Source organism: Streptomyces sp. RLA012, from assembly GCF_056270325.1.
Genome location: NZ_JBWDPA010000003.1, coordinates 12,981 through 33,107, shown reverse-complemented (window position 1 = coordinate 33,107; position 20,127 = coordinate 12,981). Strand labels below are relative to the sequence as shown.

Sequence of the window (20,127 nt, the reverse complement as noted above, 5' to 3'; positions counted from 1 at the left end):
CATCACCGACCGCCACCCGCGGTGGACCGGCATCTGGATCACTCCTGGCCCAGACTCCGGCCCCTTGTGCGGAGACCCCCCACACCGCTCCTATCGCTGCACAGCCCCTGCTCGGGACGCTCACCGACCAGGAGTTCGGCACTCCACATCGACCCGGCTGAGGACACCACTCCCGACAGAGGCGAAATCAGGCATCTGTTCACCGAGGGCCGCGGGCCCGTGGTGCCCTACCGCGGGAAGTACGCGGTGAAGAGGGGCGACGTGTTCGAACGCGTCCGTGAGCGCTGGGCGCGGGCCGGCCTGGATGCGGCGGCGCCGTACCTGCCGATGCGGATCGAGACGGAGCTGACCACCAAGTGCAATGACGTCTGCCCCTCGTGCGGGATGGGGGCGCTGCCGCTCGCGGAGGGCTGCACCCTGACGGATGGGCAGATCAGCTTCCTGCTGCGGCAGTTCGATGCGATCGGTCTGCCGAGCATCGCGATCACCGGCGGGGAGCCGTTCACGGCGCCGCGGGCCATGCTGCGGCTCATCGAGGGTGCCCGCATACACGGCATCGACATTTCCGAGCTCACCACTAACGGCGTGTGGGGCACCGGGTGGCGCTGCGGCCGGGAGTTCGAGCGGCTGGAGAAGGCCGGGTTGTTCGACGGCCGGCTGTTCGTGCCGCTGCTGATGCTGTCCGTCGGCGAGCAGACCACGCCGCTGCCGGACGTCGCGCTGCCGAGACCGAGGCACCGGCCGGGGAAGAGCCGGCCAGTCCCGACGGGCCGACGGAGGGCGAGTCCTGGACATGCTCGATGAGACCCGCTCCTGGGGGCTTGAGGTTCCGCTGGCCGTCGCAGACGCCGGATACGGTGACGCCGCCGCGTCCGGGGTGCTCGCGCTGGTCGCGGGCGTAAGTCTGCGAAAGGATCGGCGTGCGGAGGCCCATGCCAAAGTCCCGGACCCCCTCTTTCGCGCATGGCAGCCAGTGCTGACTGCGCCCACCGGGCCTTCGCCGGCCGGCACCCCCTCGGCTGCCCGCCCGTCAGCATCGGCCCGCCGGTTCCCGTCATCCGCTGAGTCCGCGCCGGATGCCGCATCCTCGGGCCGGTCGCGGGTCATGACGACGAAGAGGAGCTCCGGTTCCGGGGCGGGCATGATGCTCGTTCCGGCGCTGGCTGTACGAGAAACTCACCGCAGCCGGATTTGACCCTGGTTGCCGAAGCCGACCCACTGGGAGAACCGGTTGATCGGGGCGGGCGTCGGGCCGCCGGAGGGCGGGTCGGACGGGGTCGGATCGGCGGTCCAGCTTCTCCGCCATGTCGAACATCAGCGCCCGGTCCCGGCTGCCTCCCGTTCGAGCGCTGGTTTTGCGGAACCTTACATACCACCGCCGGCACCGGGCTGCGCTTTCACCGGTTGTCACGAAGACCGTGCCCGCTTCCCGCTGGAAGGCCGTCGCGCACTTACGTACCCCGCGTTCCGAACCATTCCGACGAAAGGACGAGGCATGCGAACACTGAGTGCGAGATTCCTCGCCGCGCTCGCGGGCGTCGCCGCCACCGCCACGCTCGCCATCGCTCCCGCCCACGCCGCACCGGCCGGGCAGACGGCGACGGCGGGCAGCGACTTCGCCTCCAGCGCGGCGCGCACCGCCGACGGCCGGGTGATCGACGACGCCGCCACCAAGGCCGACGTGATCAAGTACTGGACCCCGGAGCGCATGCGGGCCGCCACCCCGGCGCACGCCCCGCGAGTGACCGGGCCCGCCGCACACGCCTCCCGCACGCAGGACGGCGCGCGGGCGCCGAAGGTCGTCACCGAGCCCGTCACGGCGCCGGCGAGCACCCGGGCCCGGGCGAACTCGGTCGCTCCGTCGTCGGCGCTCGCGGTCGGCAAGGTGTACTTCATCGACCCGCGCGACGGCAGGGAGCAGCAGTGCTCGGCGGCCGTGGTCAGCAGCCCCAAGGGCAAGCTGGTGCAGACCGCGGCGCACTGCGTGTACAGCCACACCGACGCCGGTACCCCCGTCGGCTGGATGCAGGGCTGGGTGTTCGTACCCGACTACAGCAACGGCAGCGCGCAGTTCGGCTACTGGGTGGCGGAGAACCTGGCCGCCCCCACCGCGTACATCAACGACAAGTTCACTCCCGGTACCGACATCGGCATGGCCATCATGGCCACCGACCTCGGCGGCACCCCGATCCTGTACGTGGTCGGCGGCAACGGGCTGATCGTCAACCAGCCCGCGTCCCTGGACATGACGGTCTTCGGCTACCCCGCCCAGGGCAACTACCAGGGCAACCTCCAGCAGCTGTCCTGCGCAGGCCGCACCGCCCAGGCCACCAGCACCCAGATCCTGATGCGCAGTTGTCCCTTCACCCCGGGCGCCAGCGGCGGCCCGTGGATGCTGGACTACGACCCGGGCATCGGCTACGGGTACGTCAACAGCGTCTCGTCCGCCATCTACTGCAACGACGCCGCGTGCACCCGTCTCCCCACCGACCCCGTGTACGGCGAGTACTTCGGCGACCTCGAAGCCGGCCTGTACTACTACGCGGAGGCCGTCACCACCTGATAACCCGCTCCGGGGAGGAGCCCGGGGGGCCGGGGCGGGGCGGGGGCCGGGGCGGCGTCCAACACACCGTCACCGGGCAGTGGCGGTCGCAGATCAAGGACGCGGTCTCCATCCGTGAGCGCCGGTCCGCGGTCGAGGATCGGGCCGTGTCCGGGGCGCCCCGGCCCGTGCCAGGCCGTCGGCGCCGCCGACACAGGGGTGCCCATGCCGCTCACGGGAGGCGTCTTTGTGAGATCGGGTGAAGACCGCGCCGCCCTCTGCCGGCGGTTTACCCACATGTCACGAAGACGGCGCCCGTCGTTCCCCGGGAAGGTGGAGTTGTCGACCGGCGGGGCCTGCCCGTCACCGCTCCGGCAGTCTTCCCACGAGAAGGGGGCAACGATCGAGAGGCAGACGATGGTGTGTACGGGACAACAGCAGCGTCGTCTGCGCTCTGCCTGCGCGATCCGCGAAGACCGCTTGGTTTTCTTCGTCGACAAGCCGGTGCCCCGGCGGACCTGACCATTCAAGACCGACATACCATTTCCCAGGCAATCATTGACCAGGTGCATGCTTCATTGCCATGGACTTGGATGGCGTAATACGCCGAGGCACACTTCGTTCTCGACCGAGTGAATAAAGGAGCGCAACATGTTCGTCGAAGAGAGCATCGGGTTCGCCAGTGTCAAGAGGGTTCGGGTCCGCCCGAGGCCGAAAAACTAGCCACTGCGGTGGGGGGCGATCAGGGTTCGCAAGCCGGTTTTTTCCTGGGCCGGGGATCCTGATCGTGCCTTTCTTCGGTCACCGTTTGCAGACCCCATTGAGAGTTCGCACATCGCGGCGGAGGCCAGCCTTGACCGAAGTGACGACCGAAATGGTTCTTTCCCTTCTGGGGCCTCCGCACCGGCGCCCTCGCGACGCTGTTTTGCGCGTCGCCCGCGGTGGCGGGCACAAACTCGCCGCGACCCTGCTCAGCCTGTGGTCCGCGGACGGCGAGAACCTCACCAGCGACGAGGCCGCGGAGATGGCGGCGTGGCGGGAGCGCGCCGAGTACTACCGGCGGATATGGCGGGAGCTGAGGGAGGTCGCGCCCGGCGCCCGCCTCGTCAGGGCATGACGATCGCCGACATCTACCCGCGTACGGTGCTCCGCTCGGCGGCGACCTCGACATCGTCTGCTCGCGCTACGAGGACTTCTGGGCCTGCGCGCGGTACCTGGCGCGTGACGGCTGGGCGCCGAGGGGCTTCACCGTCGCCCCGGCCCGGCGCGGTGAGACCGTCCCCCACCACCTGTTCACGGAGCTGCACAGGCGGTCGGCGGAGTCGCCCTTGGCGGAGCCCCACGTGGTCGGGCTGGTCACGGCGGAGATCGTGACGAACATGCGCCGGGGGGCGTGGCAGCTCGCCCGCCCTTCGCACTCCGCACTGGCGGCGAGCACGGTCGCCCTGCTGGCGGAGCGTTGGGAGCGTGTTCGCTCACGCGACCTGCTGGACCTGGCCCTGCTCCTGGAGCGCCTGGACGAGGCGGACGTGCAAGGGGTGCGTGCCGGCCTCGCCATGACCGGTCTCTGGCCGGAGTGGCGCGAGGCGATGCGCGGGATGCGCCGCCTCGGCTGGCCCCCGGCGGTGGTGCTGCCGCACACGCGGGCGGCTGCTGCACGGGAGCGCGCGCTGCAGGTGGCCCGCGCGGCGGCGTGGTGGGGCAACCCCGTCAGGGCGCTGGCCCTCGCCGCGCAGTCGGGGGTCGATGATGACGGTGGCCGCTTCACGGACGCCGCCTCCGACCTGGTGCACCGACGGGTCGGCGCCCGGCGCCTGCTCGCCATGCGCGTGCCGCTGTTCGGCGTCCCCCTGGACGATGCGCCGGCGCACCAACTGTCCCTCGAAGACGTCGGCCGCCAGTTGGTCGCCCGTACCCCGATCGGCTCCTACCTCATGGTCTCCGGTGTCGCGAGGCAGTCGTGGCTGGACGAGGCAGTCCCTCCACCGGCCGATTCCAGCGATGCCACCGACTCCGTCGGAATCGGACCGTGATGCCGGACAGCAGCGGACTCGCCGTCGAGACCTACCGGCTGCGGCGGGAGTACCGGGTGCGCCGCGGCGCACCCGTCACCGCCCTCGAAGACGTCTCGATCGAGGTCAGGCACGGGGAGGTGCACGGGCTGCTCGGTCCGAACGGCGCCGGCAAGAGCACCCTGATGAGAATCCTCTCGACAGTGCTGCTGCCGACCTCCGGCAGCGCCCGTGTGCACGGACACGACGTGGCAACCGCCTACCGGCGGATCCGTCCGCTGCTCGGCATCGTCTTCGGCGGCGAACGTGGCCTGTACCCGCGACTGACGGGCATGCAGAACCTGCGTTACTGGGCGGCCCTGTACGGGCTGTCCGCCGCGGCCGGGCGTGGCCGGGCCGAGACACTCCTCACCGAGTTGGGTCTGTCCGAGCGGGGTGACGACAGGGTGGAGACCTACTCGGTCGGCATGAGGCAACGCCTGCACCTGGCCCGGGGAATGGTCGGGGACCCGCGTGTCCTGCTGCTCGACGAGCCCACCAGCGGACTGGATCCGCTGGCCGCGCGCCAGTTGCGCGAGATGATCGGCCGACTGGCCGGGGAGGGCCGTACGGTGCTGCTCGCCACCCACGACCTGCGCGAGGCGGAGCAGCTCTGCGACCGCGTCACCATGATCAACCACGGCCGGGTGGTCGCGGCCGAGGCGCCGAGGACACTGGCCCGGCTGGTCGCGCAGGGTGAGCGGGTCCGGGTCCGGGCCGACCCGGTCGTGCTGGACCGCGTGCGCGCCCTGCCGGGTGTGGTCGGGGTGGAGGCGGATTCCGACGACGACGGCGCGGCTGTCATCTCGGTCGAGAGCAAGGAAGCCGTCGGCCCGGTGCTGGCCTTCGTGGTCGCGGAGGGCGTCACCGAGGTGCGGACCGAACTGCCCGGCCTCGAAGAGGTCTACCTCCGGCTCGTCCACCGGGGCGCCCGGCGCAGCGTGGTGCTGAGGTGAGACCAGGTGGCCGGCGGATCCTGCTCGCCGCGGCCGGCCGATTCCAGGGACGGCTTGTGCTCACCCACCGCGACTACCTCCTGGACCTGGTCCGTACCCCCTTGCTCGCCGCGGTCTTCCTGCTTCTGGTACGCCAGAGCGACCAGCCGCAGCTCATCGCCTACGGACTGCTCGCACCGGTGCTGATGACGGTCTGGAGCATGGCGATGATGATCTCCGGGGAGATCATCGACCTCGACCGGTGGACGGGCACGCTGGAGCTGCTCATCGCGGCCCCGGTCGACTTCGCCCGGGTGGTCCTCAGCAGGATCTGGGTGACCACCGCGATCAGCCTGCTGGCGGTGCTGGAGGTGGCCGTCGTCGCGATGCTCGGCTTCGGCATCGTCCCCGAGGTGCGCCACCCGTTCGTCTTTCTCCTGGGCCTGTTCGTCACCGCGATCGCCTCCGCGGGCGCCGCGTGTCTGATGGCGGCGCTGTTCGTGGCGACGCGTACGGCGCGTACGTTCCAGAATTCCCTGAGCTATCCGATGCTGCTGCTCGGCGGCGTGTTCGTCCCCCTCGACAGGCTGCCGGAATGGACCCATCCCATCGGCCGGCTCGTCTACCTCTCCTGGTGTTCCGACCTGCTGCGCGCCGCGTTGCGCCCGGCTCCCGTCACCGGCGTGGCCTGGCGGATCGCCGCTGTTCTCGTCCTCGGACTGATCACCGGGCTGGCCGGACGGATGCTGCTGGCCAAGGTCGTACGAAAAGTCCGGGAGACCGGAACGGTGGGTCTGCGATGACCGGGAAGAACGGCGCTGCCGCGGGCGAGCGCCACCGCCGGGTCCAGGTGCTGCGCTGGGCGGTGCTTGCCGGGGCCGCCGACCACAGCGCCGTGTTCACCTGGAAGACCTGGCTGCTCGGCTGGTTCGTCCGGATGCTCGCCCAGGTGCTGTTCTTCACCACCATCGGCGACCTCCTCGGGCCCGGCCAATCACGGTACCTGCTGATCGGCAATGCCGCGCTGCTGGTGACGCTGCACGGCCTGATGGCCACCGCTTCGACCACCTGGGAGCCACGCAACGGCACACTGCCCCTGCTGGTCGCCTCGCCGAGCGCTCCGTCGCTGGTCCTGCTGGGGCGGAGCCTGTTCTGGCTGCCGGACGGCGTGGCCTGCGGCATGGGAGCCCTCCTCATCCTCGGCCCGGTAGTGGGCCTGCGCCTGACCGTGGACTCGGTGGTGCTGATCGCCCTGCTCGTGGCGCTCATCGCGAAGACGAGCTACTGTCTGGGCCTGTTTCTGGGCTCGCTGGTGCTGACCGCGCCGGACCTGCGCAACGTCGTGTCGAACGCGACTGCGGCCGTGATCATGATTCTCAGCGGTCCCGAGGTGCCGACGAGCGCTCTCGGCCCGGTGCTCCACCGCGCCGGCGACGTGCTCCCGCTGACGCACGGGCTGCAAGCCATCCGCCAGGTCGCGGCGGGGGCGGCGGACACGCGGACGGTTGTGCAGGCCGGGTTGGAGGCGATCGTCGGAGCGTGCTGGCTCGCCGCGGCACTCGCGGTGCTGGAGTGGCGGGCGCGTCGCAGCCGGCGAGACGGAGCGGCACTCTTCCTGACCTGAGACACGACAGCCGAACGGAGTCGTCCCGCGCCCTGAACAAGCGGATTAGGGGGAACATGATTCTCACTGGGGCCGAAATAGAACGGGAATGGGCGAACGGCCGTATCGTCATCGACCCGTTCATCCCGGAACACCTGAATCCCAACAGTTACAACTTCCGCCTGGGGAGAACCCTGCGTGTCTACCAGCAGGAGCCGCTCGATGCCCGGACCTCGAACCACTACGAGGAGATCGAGATCCAGGACGACGGGCATGTGCTCGAACCGGGCAGACTGTATCTCGCCCACACCGTCGAGGTGCTGGGCAGCGAGCACTACGCACCGACATTCGCGGCCCGTTCCTCGGTCGCCCGCCTCGGTCTGTTCATCAACCTCTCCGCAAGCCTCGGTGACATCGGCTATACCGGGCAGTGGACGCTTCAGCTGTACACGATGAACCGCGTACGGATCTATCCGGGAATGAACATCGGACAGATGATGTGGTGGCGCCCGCAGGGTGAGATCGTCCTGTACGACGGGAAGTACCAGGGGGCGGTCGGCCCTCGTTCCAGTGACCTCCACGTCGACTTCGACAAGCAGTTCGCGCGGCAGCGGTTTCCCGGACTGGGTGCGAGTGTCGACGTCACCGAGGTCGGGCCGAAATTCGCGGAACTCGCGCGGTCCAGCCGCGGCTTCCGAGTGCCGCGGGCGTTCTGCGTTCCCGCCGACGAGTTCTGTGACGCGCTGACGGACGAACAGAACCGCGCGCTCGCGGAACCTTCGTGGATCTACAGTCCACCGTCGGGGCGTTCTTCACCGAATCGGTGGCCGAGATCCAGCGGATCGCGGGCGGAGTGCGACTTCCGCACCGGGCCCGCGAACTGCTCGCGGCTCGCCGGCGGGACGTCTTCGAAGATCCGGAAAGTGTGGAGCTGGCGGTCCGTTCCTCCGGGCTGGACGAGGACAAGGAGGGCTCCAGCCTGGCCGGCATACACCAGTCGGTTCTGGGAGTCCGCGGGGTGGACGACACGCTCACCGCCATCGAGCGGTGCTGGCGGTCGTACTACGAGCCGTCGGCGGTGGCCGCCCGCGTCCGGGCCGGTGATTTCGACTCCGCCCCACGGCTCGCGGTGGTGGTCCAGGTTCTGGTGCGGCCTCGATGGGCGGGAGTGGCATTCACCGGGCTGGACGGCACGCAGGACGACCGCGTGGTGATCGAGTACGTCGAGGGCCTGGCCGATGAGCTGGTCTCCGGGATCGCCGTGCCTCGGACGACCACCTCGGACGACCTGGAGGGCCCGCCCGCGGGGGACAACACCTTGGACCGCGGTGTGCTCGCCGAGGTGACCGGCATGGCCCGGTCCCTGCGCGAACTGCGGGGACACGACGTCGATGTGGAGTGGGCCGCCGATGACCAGGGAGTCCACCTGATCCAGATCCGCCCCCTCACGTCCCGACGCGAGCGGGCCCATGTCTCCCAGGAGCCCCGTGCCGAGGCGTATCGGCTGTACTTCGACGAACTGCCCTCCTCCTTCCACCTCGGCGAGGTGGCAGGCGTCTACAGCGGCTACACGGCCAAACGGGAACCCGCATACCGTATGGCGCACGACTGCGGTGTGTCCGTCGGCGCCGGCTGGATCGTCCAGTTCAACGGGATCGGCCTGCGGGGGCCCACCGCCGAGCGGTTGAGGAAGTGCCTCGCCGGCGGCTCGGACGAATGCGTACTGGATTTCGGGGACACACTCCGCCAGATCGTGGTTCCCAAGGAGGACGTCCTCAGCCAGTTGATCCGGACCACTGGATCGGGAGCCGGCTCGGAGGCGCTGCACGCGGTGGTGGTGCGCGACTTCGTTCGCGGGGATCTGGGGATGATCTCCCGCAGGACGGGCGACGGCCTGGTCGTCGAGTACACCGACGAGGGTCTGATGGCGCTCAACCGCGGCACCGCCGGGGCCGAGGCGATCGTGGTGGACGACGTGGCGCGCGGATTCGAGGCGGAAGGCAACATCACGGCTCCGCGAAGCGGCGCCGTACTGCTTCCGCACCTGGAGGAGATCGCCCGCTTCACAGCGGCCATGGACGACGAGTACGGCCAGGTGACACTGGAGTGGGTGCTGGAGGACGGACGGCTGTACTTCGTCGACTACTCGCCGCTCGGAGGGCACGATGCGGTGGCGGTCGTCAGCGGCACGGTGTGCGTCTCACCGGGGACGGCACGAGGTCCCCTGCTGCGCCTGGAGGACGACGCCTTGCTGCGGCGGCTGTCGATCGGCCCCGCGGTGAGCGTCGCCAAGTACCGGGACGTCAGCGGGCACGAGGGCCTGGCCCGGATCATCGGGAAGGTCGCGGCGTGCGGCGAGAAACCGATCGTCTGCGCGTCCCGACCGTACGCGGTGCTCTCCGTACTCATCGGCCATGTCGCCGGTTTCGTCTTCGACCAGGGATCCGCACTGGGGCATCTGGCCATCCTGCTGCGCGAAGCGGGAGTACCGGCAGTGACCGCCACAGGCATCACGGGCACATCGGCAGTGATCAGCGACGGCACGGTCACCACGGCCGGCCGAAGGGGGACAGCGATCATGGACGACACCAACGAGCCCGCCGAAGGCACCAGACGCGATGCGGCGAGGTGAACCGTGAACGGAATCCGCGAGCGGCTGCACATATCGGTCTTCGGCCTGACCGGCGCGGGCAAGTCCACCTGCGCCTCGCTCATCGGGGAGTTCGCCCGCGACAACGGGCTGAGCCACGCCCGTGTGAAACTTGCCAAACCGCTGTACGACCTCCAGGAACAGGTGTACCGGACGGCGGGTGTGCCGCTCGCGGCCGGGGCCCAGGACCAGGCGCTCATGGAGGCATTGGCGGACGCCCTGCGCCGGATACGGCCCGACGCCATCGCCGCGGATTTCGTCGCCCGCCTGACCGCCATCGAGGCCGACCTGGTCGTCAACGACGACCTGCGCGACCCGTATGTCGACGACCCCGCACTGCGCGGCCACGGCTTCCGGTTCCTGCGCGTCACCTGTGACGAGGCGCTGCGTCACAAGCGGCTCGCGGAACGTGCCGACCTCTCCCGGGCGGACCGGTCGAGCCGAGGGATCGACCTCATCGTCCCGGACGCGCTCGTCGACAACAGCGGCGGCCTTGAGACCTACCGGAACACCGTCCACGAGGTACTGCGGAGCTGGTTGTGATCCTCAGCGGGTCAAAGATCCTCTCGGTGGTACGGGCCGGCCGCATTCACATCGACGGTTTCGCCGTGGAGCGAATCGAGCCGAACAGCTACGGATTCCGGCTGGCGAACGAAATCCTCTGGTACGAACAGGACGTCATCGACTGCTTCGAGCCGCCGAAAGCCACGGGGGTGACGATCCGCCCCGAGGGAACGGTGCTGGAACCGGGCCGCTTCTACCTGGGCCGCACCATGGAGGCCATGGGCAGCCCGCACTACGCGGCCACCCTCCACGCGAGCAGGTCGACCTCGACACTCGGCATCTGGATACAGTTCTCCGCTCCGCTCGGACACAGCGGCGCCGTGTTCCCCTGGACCCTGGAGATCAAGGTGGCGCACCCCGTGCGGGTCTATCCCGGCATGGTCATCGGCAAGCTCGCCTTCTGGACGATGCAGGGCGCGCCCATGGAATACCACGGCAAGTACACCGGATCCTCCTCCGCCGTTGTCTCCCGACTGCACATGGAGCGCCCTGGCTGCCGCCCCGCCGGAACCGGGAGGTCCGAGCCCAGCGGGTAGCAACCGAAGCGGAACCGGCCCAGGCCGGGCCGCCCACGGTGAAGGGAGCGGCATCGCTGGATGACCCGTCCCTGATCGGGTAGGGGAACAGGCCGTGCAGGTGGGCATGGGCGAAGCGCAGCCGGCGGGCCTCGCAGTGGAAGCCCGGCAGTGCCTGGGCCAGGGCCAGGGTGACCAGTTCCGCATCGGTCGGCCGGGGCGGCCGGCCACGCCACCGCGGGGTCTTCAAACGGTCATCGACGCGCACGTACAGTGCGGTCAGGAGGGTGTCCAACTCGGCCGTCACAACCCGATGTTGGACACCCTCCCCAGTTCGTGAACCCTGCAAACGGAACTACTCGTCCAGCCCTCGCCGAGACGCCGTGGGATGCGGCTGCGCGTTCTACTTGGCGGGCGTCGGTCGCTTCAGCCGAGTGCTCGGAGGGTGTTTCTCACGCGTCCGGGCCGGTATCGACGATGTCATCGCCGAAGGCGGCAGCGAGCGCCTTCGCGATCAGGTCGGGCAACTCTCCGCGCTGCTGGATCAACTCGCCACGGGCAGCGACGGGACGACGGGCGAGAAGCCGTGACGGCAGCGGGAGGGGTCTTCGAGGCCGCCCGCGCCAAGGCCCTGGAATCGCTGTCGTTGCTGGTGGGACGGGTGCAGGCGTGCGCCGCGCTCGGCCTGAGCCGGGCGACCTGGTATCGGCACCACCGCAGGTCCCCGGCTCCGGTGCGGCAGAAGCGGGAGCGCAAGCGGCATCCGCGGGCTCTGACAGAGACGGAGGAGGCGAAGGTCCTGGCCGTGCTGCGCTCGGCCGAGTTCGTCGACATGGCGCCTGCCGAGATCTGCGCGGTGCTGCTGGACCGCGGCATCTACCTGTGCTCGGAGGCGACGATGTACCGGATCCTGCGCAAGCACGGCGAGGTCCGCGAACGGCGCCGCAGGCCACGCATCCGCCGCGCAAGAAGCCCGAGCTGATCGCCACCGCACCCAACCGGGTGTGGTCGTGGGACATCACGAAGCTGAAGGGCCCGGTCAAGGGCAGCTATTTCTGCCTCTACACGATCATCGACATCTACAGCCGCTACACGGTCGGCTGGATGGTCGCCGCCTCGGAGAACAAGGAGCTGGCCGAGCAGTTCCTGTCCTCGACGATCGCCAAGTACCCCGTCCGGCAAGGCAAGTTGACGATCCACTCGGATCGCGGTTCGCCGATGATCGCCCACAACGTCGCGCAGATGCTGAACAACCTGGGTGTCACCAAGTCGCACTCTCGACCCAAGACGTCCAACGACAATCCGTACTCGGAGAGTCAGTACAAGACCCTCAAATACCGGCACGACTTTCCCGGGCGGTTCGGCTGCATCGAGGACGCCCGCGCCTGGTGCACCGGTTTCTTCGACTGGTACAACCTCGCCCACCGGCACTCCGGAATAGCCATGCATACCCCCTTCGACGTGCACTTCGGCCTCGCCGACCAGCTCCGCGAGATGCGCGCCGACGTCCTCACGAGCGTCTACCGCCAGCACCCCGAACGATTCGTCCGCGGGGCACCCGAACCACCGAAACTCCCGAGGCCGCCTGGATCAACAAGCCCGCCGACCTCCGACACGACGATCAAACGATCCCGGCACAGGGATAGAACGATCTACCTGCCTTGATCGCGTTGACAGGCTCCGGTCGGCAGTTGCAACGCCGACGGAGTGCTCCGTTCTCGGCGGTGAGCTGGTTGAGTGCGCGGACGAGTGCGGGTACGTCCTCACACAAGCGGGCGAGTTCCTCGTTCTTGCTCGCGATGGTTTCCTTCAGCTGGACGAGCTCCGCGCGGAGTCGGGCTTACGTGTCGGGGACAGCACCTCGCTCTCTGACGTGTGCGTAGAACTCGTTACGCAGGTCGGGGTGCCGCTGGGTGAGGGCGATGGGGGGACCTGTGCCTCGATGGCGAGGGCGACGATGGTCAGAGCGCTGTTGGAGTGCTCGGGGCTGCCGGTCAGGATGCGCTGCATGGCAGCGCGGATATGGTCTCGTTCATCTTGTGCTGGGCTCACGTGTGGGGCTCCTGGCAAGTGATGCAGGTGCGGTCGTGGGTGTCGGCAAGGCTGCCGGATCGCTGCGGCGAGGAGGTGGCTGGCGATCGGCTGGGGACGATGGAACGCCTGACGGGCGAAGCTGTCTGTCCGGGCGTGTAGCTGTTGAGCGTGAAGATCAGTGCGGACCATGTTGCCGCAGCCGGTCTCCGGCAACACCTGTGGTTCGGCTGCCGGTTCTCCGTGGTCATCCTCGACGGAGCCGACGATACGATCCTCTGCGAGTGGGCGGACGGCCTCGCGACTGTGGCCCGGAGCGGTGGCTACACCGAGGGCCATCTCCTGGTCTCCCGCGCGGTCACGTCGACGACTTCACCGTCGACTCGGTCGTCTCCGCCAGCGTTCAGCTGCGGGTCGCCGACCTCGCCAGCACCTGAGCGGTCAATGGAACTACCTCTCTTCTGCAGCCCGGACGCCACCCAGACCGTCACGCACTCCACGGGCATCTGCCCCCCGCACCACCGACGGCGGCATACCCTCCCCTGGGCCCGCCCGATCGCGGAACGGTCCAGTGAAACGCCAAGGCAAGCGCCGTGGTCACATACCCGGCCAGCTCAACCCAAGGACCAGGCCGCCGTCGGCGCTTTCCTTACCCTGCTTCCAGCCCTGAAGAACCCGCAGCCCTGGGCCCCGGCAGCGGCACCGACGTCGCGATCGGCATTGGGCCGTGGATCGAGCGCGCCCACCTGAGGTCCCGCGACGATCACGGACCCGATGCTGCCAGCGCAGCCCTGGTCCCCCCGACACTCGTCGGAGAGGCAGCGCTCGGCCGTCGAGGGGAACGACTCCGGCTATTACGTCGTAATAGGCCCCCGGACTGCGGTTCCAGAAAGCCTGGCGCCGGGAGCCGTCCCGCCTCAGGTCTGTCGGGGCATGACAAGCAGGCAGTAGTGCCGTGCGGCGTGTTCCCTCTCCCCCGGCGAGCTATTACGCCGTAATAGCTCGCCGCCTCGCCGTCGTCTGCTCTGGCGGGGGCTGGCTTCCAAAATTCCCGTCTTGGTTTATTTGATGCAGTAACAATAAATTCAAGTTATATATCACATATATCTCCCCTTGGTGATATGGGGGCAGGACCACAGTCAGGGCGCGCCTGCCCGGGCGCACGTAATTGGGATGTCGTCACGCAGGTGGAGTGTGGGCCGCGGACGGCTGTGGTCCTTCGCACGCGACCGGCGCACATACAGCGCGTGTTCGTATTCCCGACGCGCCCTTACCCGAGTGCCGCGCGCAGGGGATTGTGGATGTGACCGGCGGAGGCAACATGCATGAGGAAGATCGTGATACGGAGCTGAGCGAGGCGATCGAGGCGGTCCGACGGGGGCTTCAGGGCGCGGCCGCGCGAGGGACCGGCGGACGACTGCGATTCTCCGTCAGGGACATCGAGTTGGAGTTCACCGTGGAGCTGCGGAGGTCGGCATCCGCAGGAGGTGGTGTGCAGGCCTGGGTAGTGGCTGGCGACGGCAGGCGCGAGCGGTCATCAGGCCGGACGCACCGGATGACCGTGCGACTGGAAGTGGCGGGCCCTCACCAGATCAATGCCGAACCCGGTGCCGGCCAGGAGGAATCCCGCCACCCTGGACCGGAAGGCCTGTGGACTTCCGGGAACGCAGGCGGGTATGGACGCTGACTGCTACCGGCGTGACGTGCGGGGAGATGCGGCATGACCGACTGGACCCGGGTTGCCGTCGTGAGAGCCGGTGCGCCGGGCGAGGATCCGTTGCTGGGGAGCGGCTACCGGATCTCGTCCTCTCTCGTCCTGACAGCAGCACACGTGATGCCCGACCGTTCAGCCCTCGAGATATCTGTGCAGGTCGGGTTCCTCGATCCGTACGGCCCGATGGTGCCGGTGGAGGTGGCGTGGAGCAGCCGACACGGATGTGGACCGCAGTCTGATGATGCCCATTGCAACCACTGTGAGGGCCACAGCGGCCTCGATATTGCCCTGCTCCGCCTTCCCTCTTCGGGCCGTGCGTCGGCTGAGCCAGTGCGGTGGGGGCGATTCGTCACCGATGAGGAACAGAAGGTGGAGGGCGTTGGATTCCCGGAACACGAGTGGCGTTGTGGCGGCGTGGACGCATACACGGTGCACGGCACGGTCCGCCCCGCAGACGGCTTGTGGACCTGGCATCACCGGCTGACCCCCGGCGATGGCAGCAAGGCACGGCGCGGGCTGTCGGGCACCGCGCTATTCGCCCGTGGGCTCTTGATCGGAGTTGTGCAAACCAGTGAGCCGGACGAAGGCGTCATCGGCGTCATGCCCTCCGCGCGGATGCTGTTTCATCCCTGCATACGAAGGCTCATCGCCGAGGACACTGGAGTGGAGCCGACCGCCGAACCTGTTGAACTGATCCGCCTGCTGAAGGGGCCGCCTCTTCCACCGCGCACCCCCGCACAGTTCCTGGATGCGGAAGCAGCAGTGCTCCCGTACATCACGGTGGACGGAACCTCGACCGCCGAGGGGCAGGAAACCGTCGACCTCAAGGAGACACTGCGGGACTGGTGCACAGCCCCGGACGGACCCCAGCACGACGCCGCGCTGATCACCGGGGCGATGGAAAGCGGAAAGACCCGGCTTGCGGTGGAGGTCATACGGGACCTGTCCGCACCGGTGCCCAGACGAAGCAAGGCCGGGCCGGAATATTCGTCTCAGATCGACTCAGGTGGTTGGATCGCTGGATTCGTCGCTCCGGCCGTATCCTCGACACCTCAGTGGGAAACAGTGCTGCCCGGGCTTCAGCACAATCTGCTGCTCGTCGTTGACCGTGTCGAGACCCGGCCTGCGCAGACGCGCGCACTGCTCAAGGCGGTGCGTGGCACGGAGGGTAGCAGTTGGCGGGTGCGGGTACTGCTGACCGCCCGGTCGGTGCAGGCACTGGAAGGATGGCGCCCGGGGCAGCGGCAGCCGCCCATAACGGCAGACTCCCACCTTGACGATCCCGAAGCACTCTACGACCAGGCATGGAAGGTGTTCGCGGAACGGCTGCGCAGAGCGGCCGACGTAGAGCCGTCACCTGTCCGCGGCCGAATACGCCCGAACGCCGACGCGCTCAACGACGGCCGCGGCATCGCCGCCATACAACCCGGGCGCTCGTCGACTTCCTCACCGCCTCTGGCCTGGCCCGCGGGCCTAGTGGCAAACCAAGAGACATTTTGCTCGACCGCGAACGCGCCTACGTCCAGGCAGCCCTGCAGGAGCGGCTTCCGCGAGTGGATCCCAGCTTCCTGGACCTCGTCCTATCAGCCGTCGCGCTGTTTACAGCGGCCGACGCAGCCTCAGCCGCAACTGATGTGCACGCGGCCCTGCTCCACCGCTATCGGCACGTCCCGGACCATCGTCGGCTTAGCGGCGACTACCAGGCTGTCCAGGAGATCGACGCCGTCACAGAGACCCTGGCTGCGCTCTACCCCGCGCGCTGCGGTGAGCATCGAGCCACGCTCCCGGAATCCATTGCCACCGCCCAACTGGCGCGTGCGGAGAAGAGCCACAGGGGCACAGAATTCGGCGCCTTCCTTGTCACACTCACTGACAAGGAGCCGGAGCTGCGGCTGGCAGCGGCACAGCACATGCTCAGAGACACGCGCGCCGAGTACCGGGATTTCTCACCGCAGGTAGAGCGTCAGGTAGATCGGGCGGCGCATGAGCGCGGCACGACCGAACCCCGCGACGGTATGCCTTCCCCGTACAGGGAGAGGCTTGGGCGGGACGGTCAGACTCACCTGCCGGGAGAGGGAGAGTCTTCTCGGGACGTACGCAGGGACGCGTCGGTATTGCGGCCGGACGCGCTCAAGCCAGCACGGTTTGGGGAGAGGCCTGGGCGGGACGGTCAGACTCACCTGCCGGGAGAGGGGGAACCTTCTCGGGACGCACGCAGGGGCGCACGCAGGGACGCACCGCGAACAGAGCAACCAGACGAGCTCAACCCGGCACGGCGACAGCTTGATCGAGAACGATGGAGAGGGCCGGGCGACTCCCCCGTGGCTAATGTCCGCGACATTTCCGCGCTTGAGGCGACGGGACACAGCGAACCGCAAGAAACCTGTCGATCAGGACCTTGCGCCCCATCTTGTCTGAGGGACATCGCGCGGCGTCCGTCTCGATCAATCTGAGGCATCACAGGTCACTGCGGCGCCCTGCCTTGGGTCGATTGAGGCAGGACACACACCCTGCGCGGGGCGGCTGCTCCATTACGCCGTAATAGTTGTGCCCCGTGGCGACCGCTCGTCCCTGGTGACGGTACATCTGCGTCCATGGCGATCCGAGCACTGTTGAAGGCGGTGGAGGTCCGCGCGACGACAGGCTACGCAGAGGCATGCCCGCTGTACGAGGCTGGCCCAATGCCAGTGAGGATGGCCGGCCGGTGATCGGTTCCCGGGTGAGGTCGGTCCGCCGAAGCAGGTCCTTCGGAAGATGCAGGTCCCTGACGGGCCGTAGACCGACTTCGGATTCAGCGGCGCTGCGAAGGGCGGGGCTCACGGAAGCTGAGACTGCCCAGGCCAGCGTGGGACAGCGCACTGCTTGGACTGCTGAGGGAAGGGCCGGGTACCGGCCGAGCACTATTACGGCGTAATAGCTCGACGTCGGTCTTGGACAGCTGCGACAACGATGCCTTCGCTGGAACACATCCCGCGCGGGGCGGCTGCTCTATTACGCCGTAATAGTTGTGCCCCGTGGTGGCTGCTCGTTCCGCCGCGGGACCGCCCAGTGTTCACACTTCCATCGAAGCCAGTCGCTGTCACCTTTAGTCCAGTCGGATGGCAGCCGGATTCCGCGCGCGATGACGAAGAGGGCGGCAATTGGTAGAGGCGCGGCAGGAGCGGGGGACGTGTCTGCGGTGCCCAGATCCCCGCCCGGCCGTTGCATGCGGCTGAGGATTAGGGCAGTCCGTTGAAGACGCCAAGGGCGATCTCGGCGGTCTCGTATGGGCCAGGTCGAACGGCGTGCCGCGCAGGGGGACGCCTCGTACGCGCGCGAGCTGGGGTCGCAGCTGGCCGACCTGCGCGCGGCCGCTGTCGAACAGGTGCGGGAGTATGAGCGTCAACTGGACCATGTGGTCTGGGTGTTCGCTCTCGCTCCCGGCTGTGACAGCCTGGTGCAGCTGCTTCGTCTCCTCGACGAAAAGCGGCCGTCGACTGAGGGCTCCGGCCTCCTGCTGCGCTTTGTCGCCTCACTGCTTGCGGAGCACCACCAGGTCATCGACCTGGCAGTCAGCGTCTTCGACCGTCGCGAGTGGGAGCGGCTGGATGAGCTGCGCGCCTGTCTCTCCCAGGAGTTGGCACTCCGTGGCGTGGATATCGACACGTTTCCAGCGCTGTGCTCTCCGCGGCGGCCGGGTGGACGTTCGTACGACCTGGCTGGCACCAGTTGGCCTGGTTGCCGATGCACCGCCGCGGCCTGGAGGCCGACTTCCCCAGCCGCTCGATACGCGGCTCCGCCAGTGGGGTGCCGAACCGGCTACCCGCTGAGGACCGGATGAGCCCGGCGACACCACGTACAACCGAGCGGTCCGCCCTTCGTGACATCGCCACCACGGACGTATACGAGAACATCTTTGCCTGGCAGGCGAGTGGGGTGACTGCGGCGCCTGGCTCTTCATGGTGGACGTGGCCATCGCACCCGAGCGGGTGCCCGCTGTGCTGCCGGCCCTGCCCATGGCATGCGTCGACGGGCTCGGCCCCACGGATCGCTCTGAGATCGCCATCCGCCTGGTGGACGAAATCTCGCGCCTGCTCTTCGCCACCGCGTCGATGGGCGGCTTGAACGGCTCGGGTGTGCAGGGCACCTACGGGAGGCTATGGGCATGGCGTTCGATGGCGGGTGCGAGCGCGGAGGAGGTGGAGCGCCATGTGCGGCAGAGCACATGGTTCCACTTCGAGGCCGATGCGGACCGGTTCCACATCGACATTGACGCCGACTATGGCGTAGCCGCCCTCTCCCCCGACTTCCGCCGGATTGCCGTACTGGCGGCGACGGACACCAACTAGATGAATGAGTCCAAGGGATGGCCTGCGGACATGAGACGAGGGCGTCCAATGTCAGTGTGTGAAGACAGACCTGGACACCCTCGCAACGGCACTCTATGCCCGGATCGACGACGAGTTGAAGGCTTCGCCGTGGCTGGCCCCGTACCGGCCCGCCGTCGGGATCGCACCCACGCTCAGTGACGCCGAACTGGTCACGCTCGCGGTCACGTCGGCGCTGCTCGGTTACACATCCGAGCGGCGCTGGCTGCGCCGCGTCGGGCGGGATTTCGGCCACCTCTTCCCCTACGTGCCCCAGCAGTCCGGCTACAACAAGCGGCTGCGCGCCGCGTCCTCGCTGCTCACCAGCATGATCCGGATCCTGGCCCGGGACACCTCGCTGTGGAGCGACGACGTGTGGCTGGTCGACTCCACCCCGGTCGGCTGCGGATGCTCCCGCGAGACGGCCAGACGCTCGGACCCGGCGGGCTGGGCCCAGTACGGCTACTGCGCGTCGCACTCACGGTACTTCTGGGGGCTGCGGCTGCACCTGGTGTGCACGCTGGGCGGGCTGCCGATCCTGTTCGCCCTCACCGGCGCGAAGGCCGACGAGCGCGAGACACTGCGCGACATGCTCGACACCGCGCCCGATGTCGAAGCAGCCCGCCCCGGGCAGACGATCATCGGGGACAAGAACTACTACGGCCGCGAGTTCGAGTGCGATCTTGCCGAGCGTCACCTGGAGTTGCTGCGGCCGGCCCGCAAGTGGGAGGCCGAACGGGCCGGAGCACACCTGTTCAAGCCGCTGCGGCAGGTCATCGAGTCGATCAACCAGACCTTCAAGGGGCAGCTCGACCTGGAACGACACGGCGGCAAGAGCCCGGCGGGGGTGGCGGTCCGCGTTCTGTGCCGGATCCTCGCGCTCACAGCGGCGATCTGGCACAACGACAAAACCGGACAGCCGATCAAGCGGTCACTGACCGCCTACGATCACCGACCGCAACGACACCCCTTGGACTCATTCATCTAGAGATACAGCCGGACCGGCTTCCCGACACGAACTGTGCCGACTGGGTTGAAGGAGACGGCGGCTGGGCTTCGATGAGAGCGGACGCCCGGACCGCGCGGCGGATGTTCAGTTTTTTGTGCAGGCGGTGAAAGATCAGGACTGGCCGTCGGCCGGACGATGCCACGAGCGCCGGATGCTGAGTGCCTGTG

18 protein-coding genes and 2 pseudogenes are annotated in these 20,127 nt (G+C 68.3%); 18 read left to right on the top strand and 2 right to left on the bottom strand.

Annotated elements, in window-relative coordinates; all coding sequences use genetic code 11:
• The first annotated feature begins 261 nt into the window (after nucleotides 1-261).
• From RV986_RS52665 to RV986_RS52655, 3 genes are all read left to right on the top strand, one after another.
• On the top strand, nucleotides 262-804 hold the full coding sequence (locus RV986_RS52665; RefSeq protein ID WP_475924791.1) for a hypothetical protein: 543 nt from the start codon (nucleotides 262-264) through the stop codon (nucleotides 802-804).
• A gap of 691 nt (nucleotides 805-1,495) precedes the next feature.
• A complete protein-coding gene (locus tag RV986_RS52660; RefSeq protein ID WP_475924790.1) occupies nucleotides 1,496-2,563 on the top strand; it encodes a trypsin-like serine peptidase in 1,068 nt (355 codons plus the stop codon).
• A gap of 904 nt (nucleotides 2,564-3,467) precedes the next feature.
• Nucleotides 3,468-3,659: a hypothetical protein gene (locus RV986_RS52655; RefSeq protein ID WP_475924789.1), complete on the top strand. Its 192-nt coding sequence runs from the start codon at nucleotides 3,468-3,470 to the stop codon at nucleotides 3,657-3,659.
• Nucleotides 3,660-3,725: 66 nt separating this feature from the next.
• Here the strand turns inward: RV986_RS52655 and RV986_RS52650 are convergent, their stop codons facing one another.
• Complete coding sequence (locus tag RV986_RS52650) at nucleotides 3,726-3,902, bottom strand: hypothetical protein (protein WP_475924788.1); 177 nt, start codon at nucleotides 3,900-3,902, stop codon at nucleotides 3,726-3,728.
• Here RV986_RS52650 and RV986_RS52645 point away from each other — a divergent pair.
• The 8 genes and pseudogenes from RV986_RS52645 (at nucleotide 3,886) to RV986_RS52610 (ending at nucleotide 10,881) form a co-directional block, all read left to right on the top strand.
• Nucleotides 3,886-4,575: a hypothetical protein gene (locus tag RV986_RS52645; protein WP_475924787.1), complete on the top strand. Its 690-nt coding sequence runs from the start codon at nucleotides 3,886-3,888 to the stop codon at nucleotides 4,573-4,575. The genes RV986_RS52650 and RV986_RS52645 overlap by 17 nt on opposite strands.
• A complete protein-coding gene (locus tag RV986_RS52640) occupies nucleotides 4,575-5,549 on the top strand; it encodes an ABC transporter ATP-binding protein (RefSeq protein ID WP_475924786.1) in 975 nt (324 codons plus the stop codon). The genes RV986_RS52645 and RV986_RS52640 overlap by 1 nt, the downstream gene beginning before the upstream one ends.
• Complete coding sequence (locus tag RV986_RS52635) at nucleotides 5,546-6,331, top strand: ABC transporter permease (protein ID WP_475924785.1); 786 nt, start codon at nucleotides 5,546-5,548, stop codon at nucleotides 6,329-6,331. The genes RV986_RS52640 and RV986_RS52635 overlap by 4 nt, the downstream gene beginning before the upstream one ends.
• The gene (locus RV986_RS52630; RefSeq protein WP_475924784.1) at nucleotides 6,328-7,152 is read left to right on the top strand and encodes an ABC transporter permease; all 825 of its coding nucleotides are present in this window, start codon (nucleotides 6,328-6,330) and stop codon (nucleotides 7,150-7,152) included. Before RV986_RS52635 ends, RV986_RS52630 begins: the two co-directional genes overlap by 4 nt.
• Before the next feature lie 56 nt (nucleotides 7,153-7,208).
• Nucleotides 7,209-7,577: pseudogene (locus tag RV986_RS52625) on the top strand (dCTP deaminase); the annotation flags it as partial.
• A 335-nt stretch (nucleotides 7,578-7,912) separates the two neighbouring features.
• The gene (locus RV986_RS52620; protein ID WP_475924783.1) at nucleotides 7,913-9,763 is read left to right on the top strand and encodes a PEP/pyruvate-binding domain-containing protein; all 1,851 of its coding nucleotides are present in this window, start codon (nucleotides 7,913-7,915) and stop codon (nucleotides 9,761-9,763) included.
• A gap of 3 nt (nucleotides 9,764-9,766) precedes the next feature.
• The gene (locus RV986_RS52615) at nucleotides 9,767-10,324 is read left to right on the top strand and encodes an AAA family ATPase (RefSeq protein WP_475924782.1); all 558 of its coding nucleotides are present in this window, start codon (nucleotides 9,767-9,769) and stop codon (nucleotides 10,322-10,324) included.
• Complete coding sequence (locus tag RV986_RS52610) at nucleotides 10,321-10,881, top strand: dCTP deaminase (protein WP_475924781.1); 561 nt, start codon at nucleotides 10,321-10,323, stop codon at nucleotides 10,879-10,881. Before RV986_RS52615 ends, RV986_RS52610 begins: the two co-directional genes overlap by 4 nt.
• Nucleotides 10,882-10,960: 79 nt before the next feature.
• On the opposite strand, the pseudogene RV986_RS52605 reads toward RV986_RS52610, so the two are convergent.
• Nucleotides 10,961-11,167: pseudogene (locus tag RV986_RS52605) on the bottom strand (IS982 family transposase); the annotation flags it as partial.
• Nucleotides 11,168-11,446: 279 nt separating this feature from the next.
• Here RV986_RS52605 and RV986_RS52600 point away from each other — a divergent pair.
• The 7 genes from RV986_RS52600 (at nucleotide 11,447) to RV986_RS52570 (ending at nucleotide 19,939) form a co-directional block, all read left to right on the top strand.
• The gene (locus RV986_RS52600) at nucleotides 11,447-11,842 is read left to right on the top strand and encodes a hypothetical protein (RefSeq protein ID WP_475924780.1); all 396 of its coding nucleotides are present in this window, start codon (nucleotides 11,447-11,449) and stop codon (nucleotides 11,840-11,842) included.
• A 20-nt stretch (nucleotides 11,843-11,862) separates the two neighbouring features.
• Nucleotides 11,863-12,525, top strand: a complete 663-nt coding sequence (locus tag RV986_RS52595) for a transposase (protein ID WP_475924779.1) — start codon at nucleotides 11,863-11,865, stop codon at nucleotides 12,523-12,525.
• A 1,687-nt stretch (nucleotides 12,526-14,212) separates the two neighbouring features.
• Nucleotides 14,213-14,578 (top strand): trypco2 family protein, encoded by a 366-nt coding sequence (locus tag RV986_RS52590; RefSeq protein WP_475924919.1) that lies wholly within the window; start codon nucleotides 14,213-14,215, stop codon nucleotides 14,576-14,578.
• A 33-nt stretch (nucleotides 14,579-14,611) separates the two neighbouring features.
• A complete protein-coding gene (locus RV986_RS52585) occupies nucleotides 14,612-16,564 on the top strand; it encodes a trypsin-like peptidase domain-containing protein (protein WP_475924778.1) in 1,953 nt (650 codons plus the stop codon).
• A gap of 1,306 nt (nucleotides 16,565-17,870) precedes the next feature.
• Complete coding sequence (locus RV986_RS52580; RefSeq protein WP_475924777.1) at nucleotides 17,871-18,425, top strand: DUF6183 family protein; 555 nt, start codon at nucleotides 17,871-17,873, stop codon at nucleotides 18,423-18,425.
• A 61-nt stretch (nucleotides 18,426-18,486) separates the two neighbouring features.
• Nucleotides 18,487-18,933 (top strand): DUF6183 family protein, encoded by a 447-nt coding sequence (locus RV986_RS52575; RefSeq protein ID WP_475924918.1) that lies wholly within the window; start codon nucleotides 18,487-18,489, stop codon nucleotides 18,931-18,933.
• 58 nt (nucleotides 18,934-18,991) lie between these two features.
• Entirely contained in the window at nucleotides 18,992-19,939 is a 948-nt protein-coding gene (locus tag RV986_RS52570) for an IS982 family transposase (protein ID WP_475924776.1), read from the top strand.
• Nucleotides 19,940-20,127 lie beyond the last annotated feature (188 nt).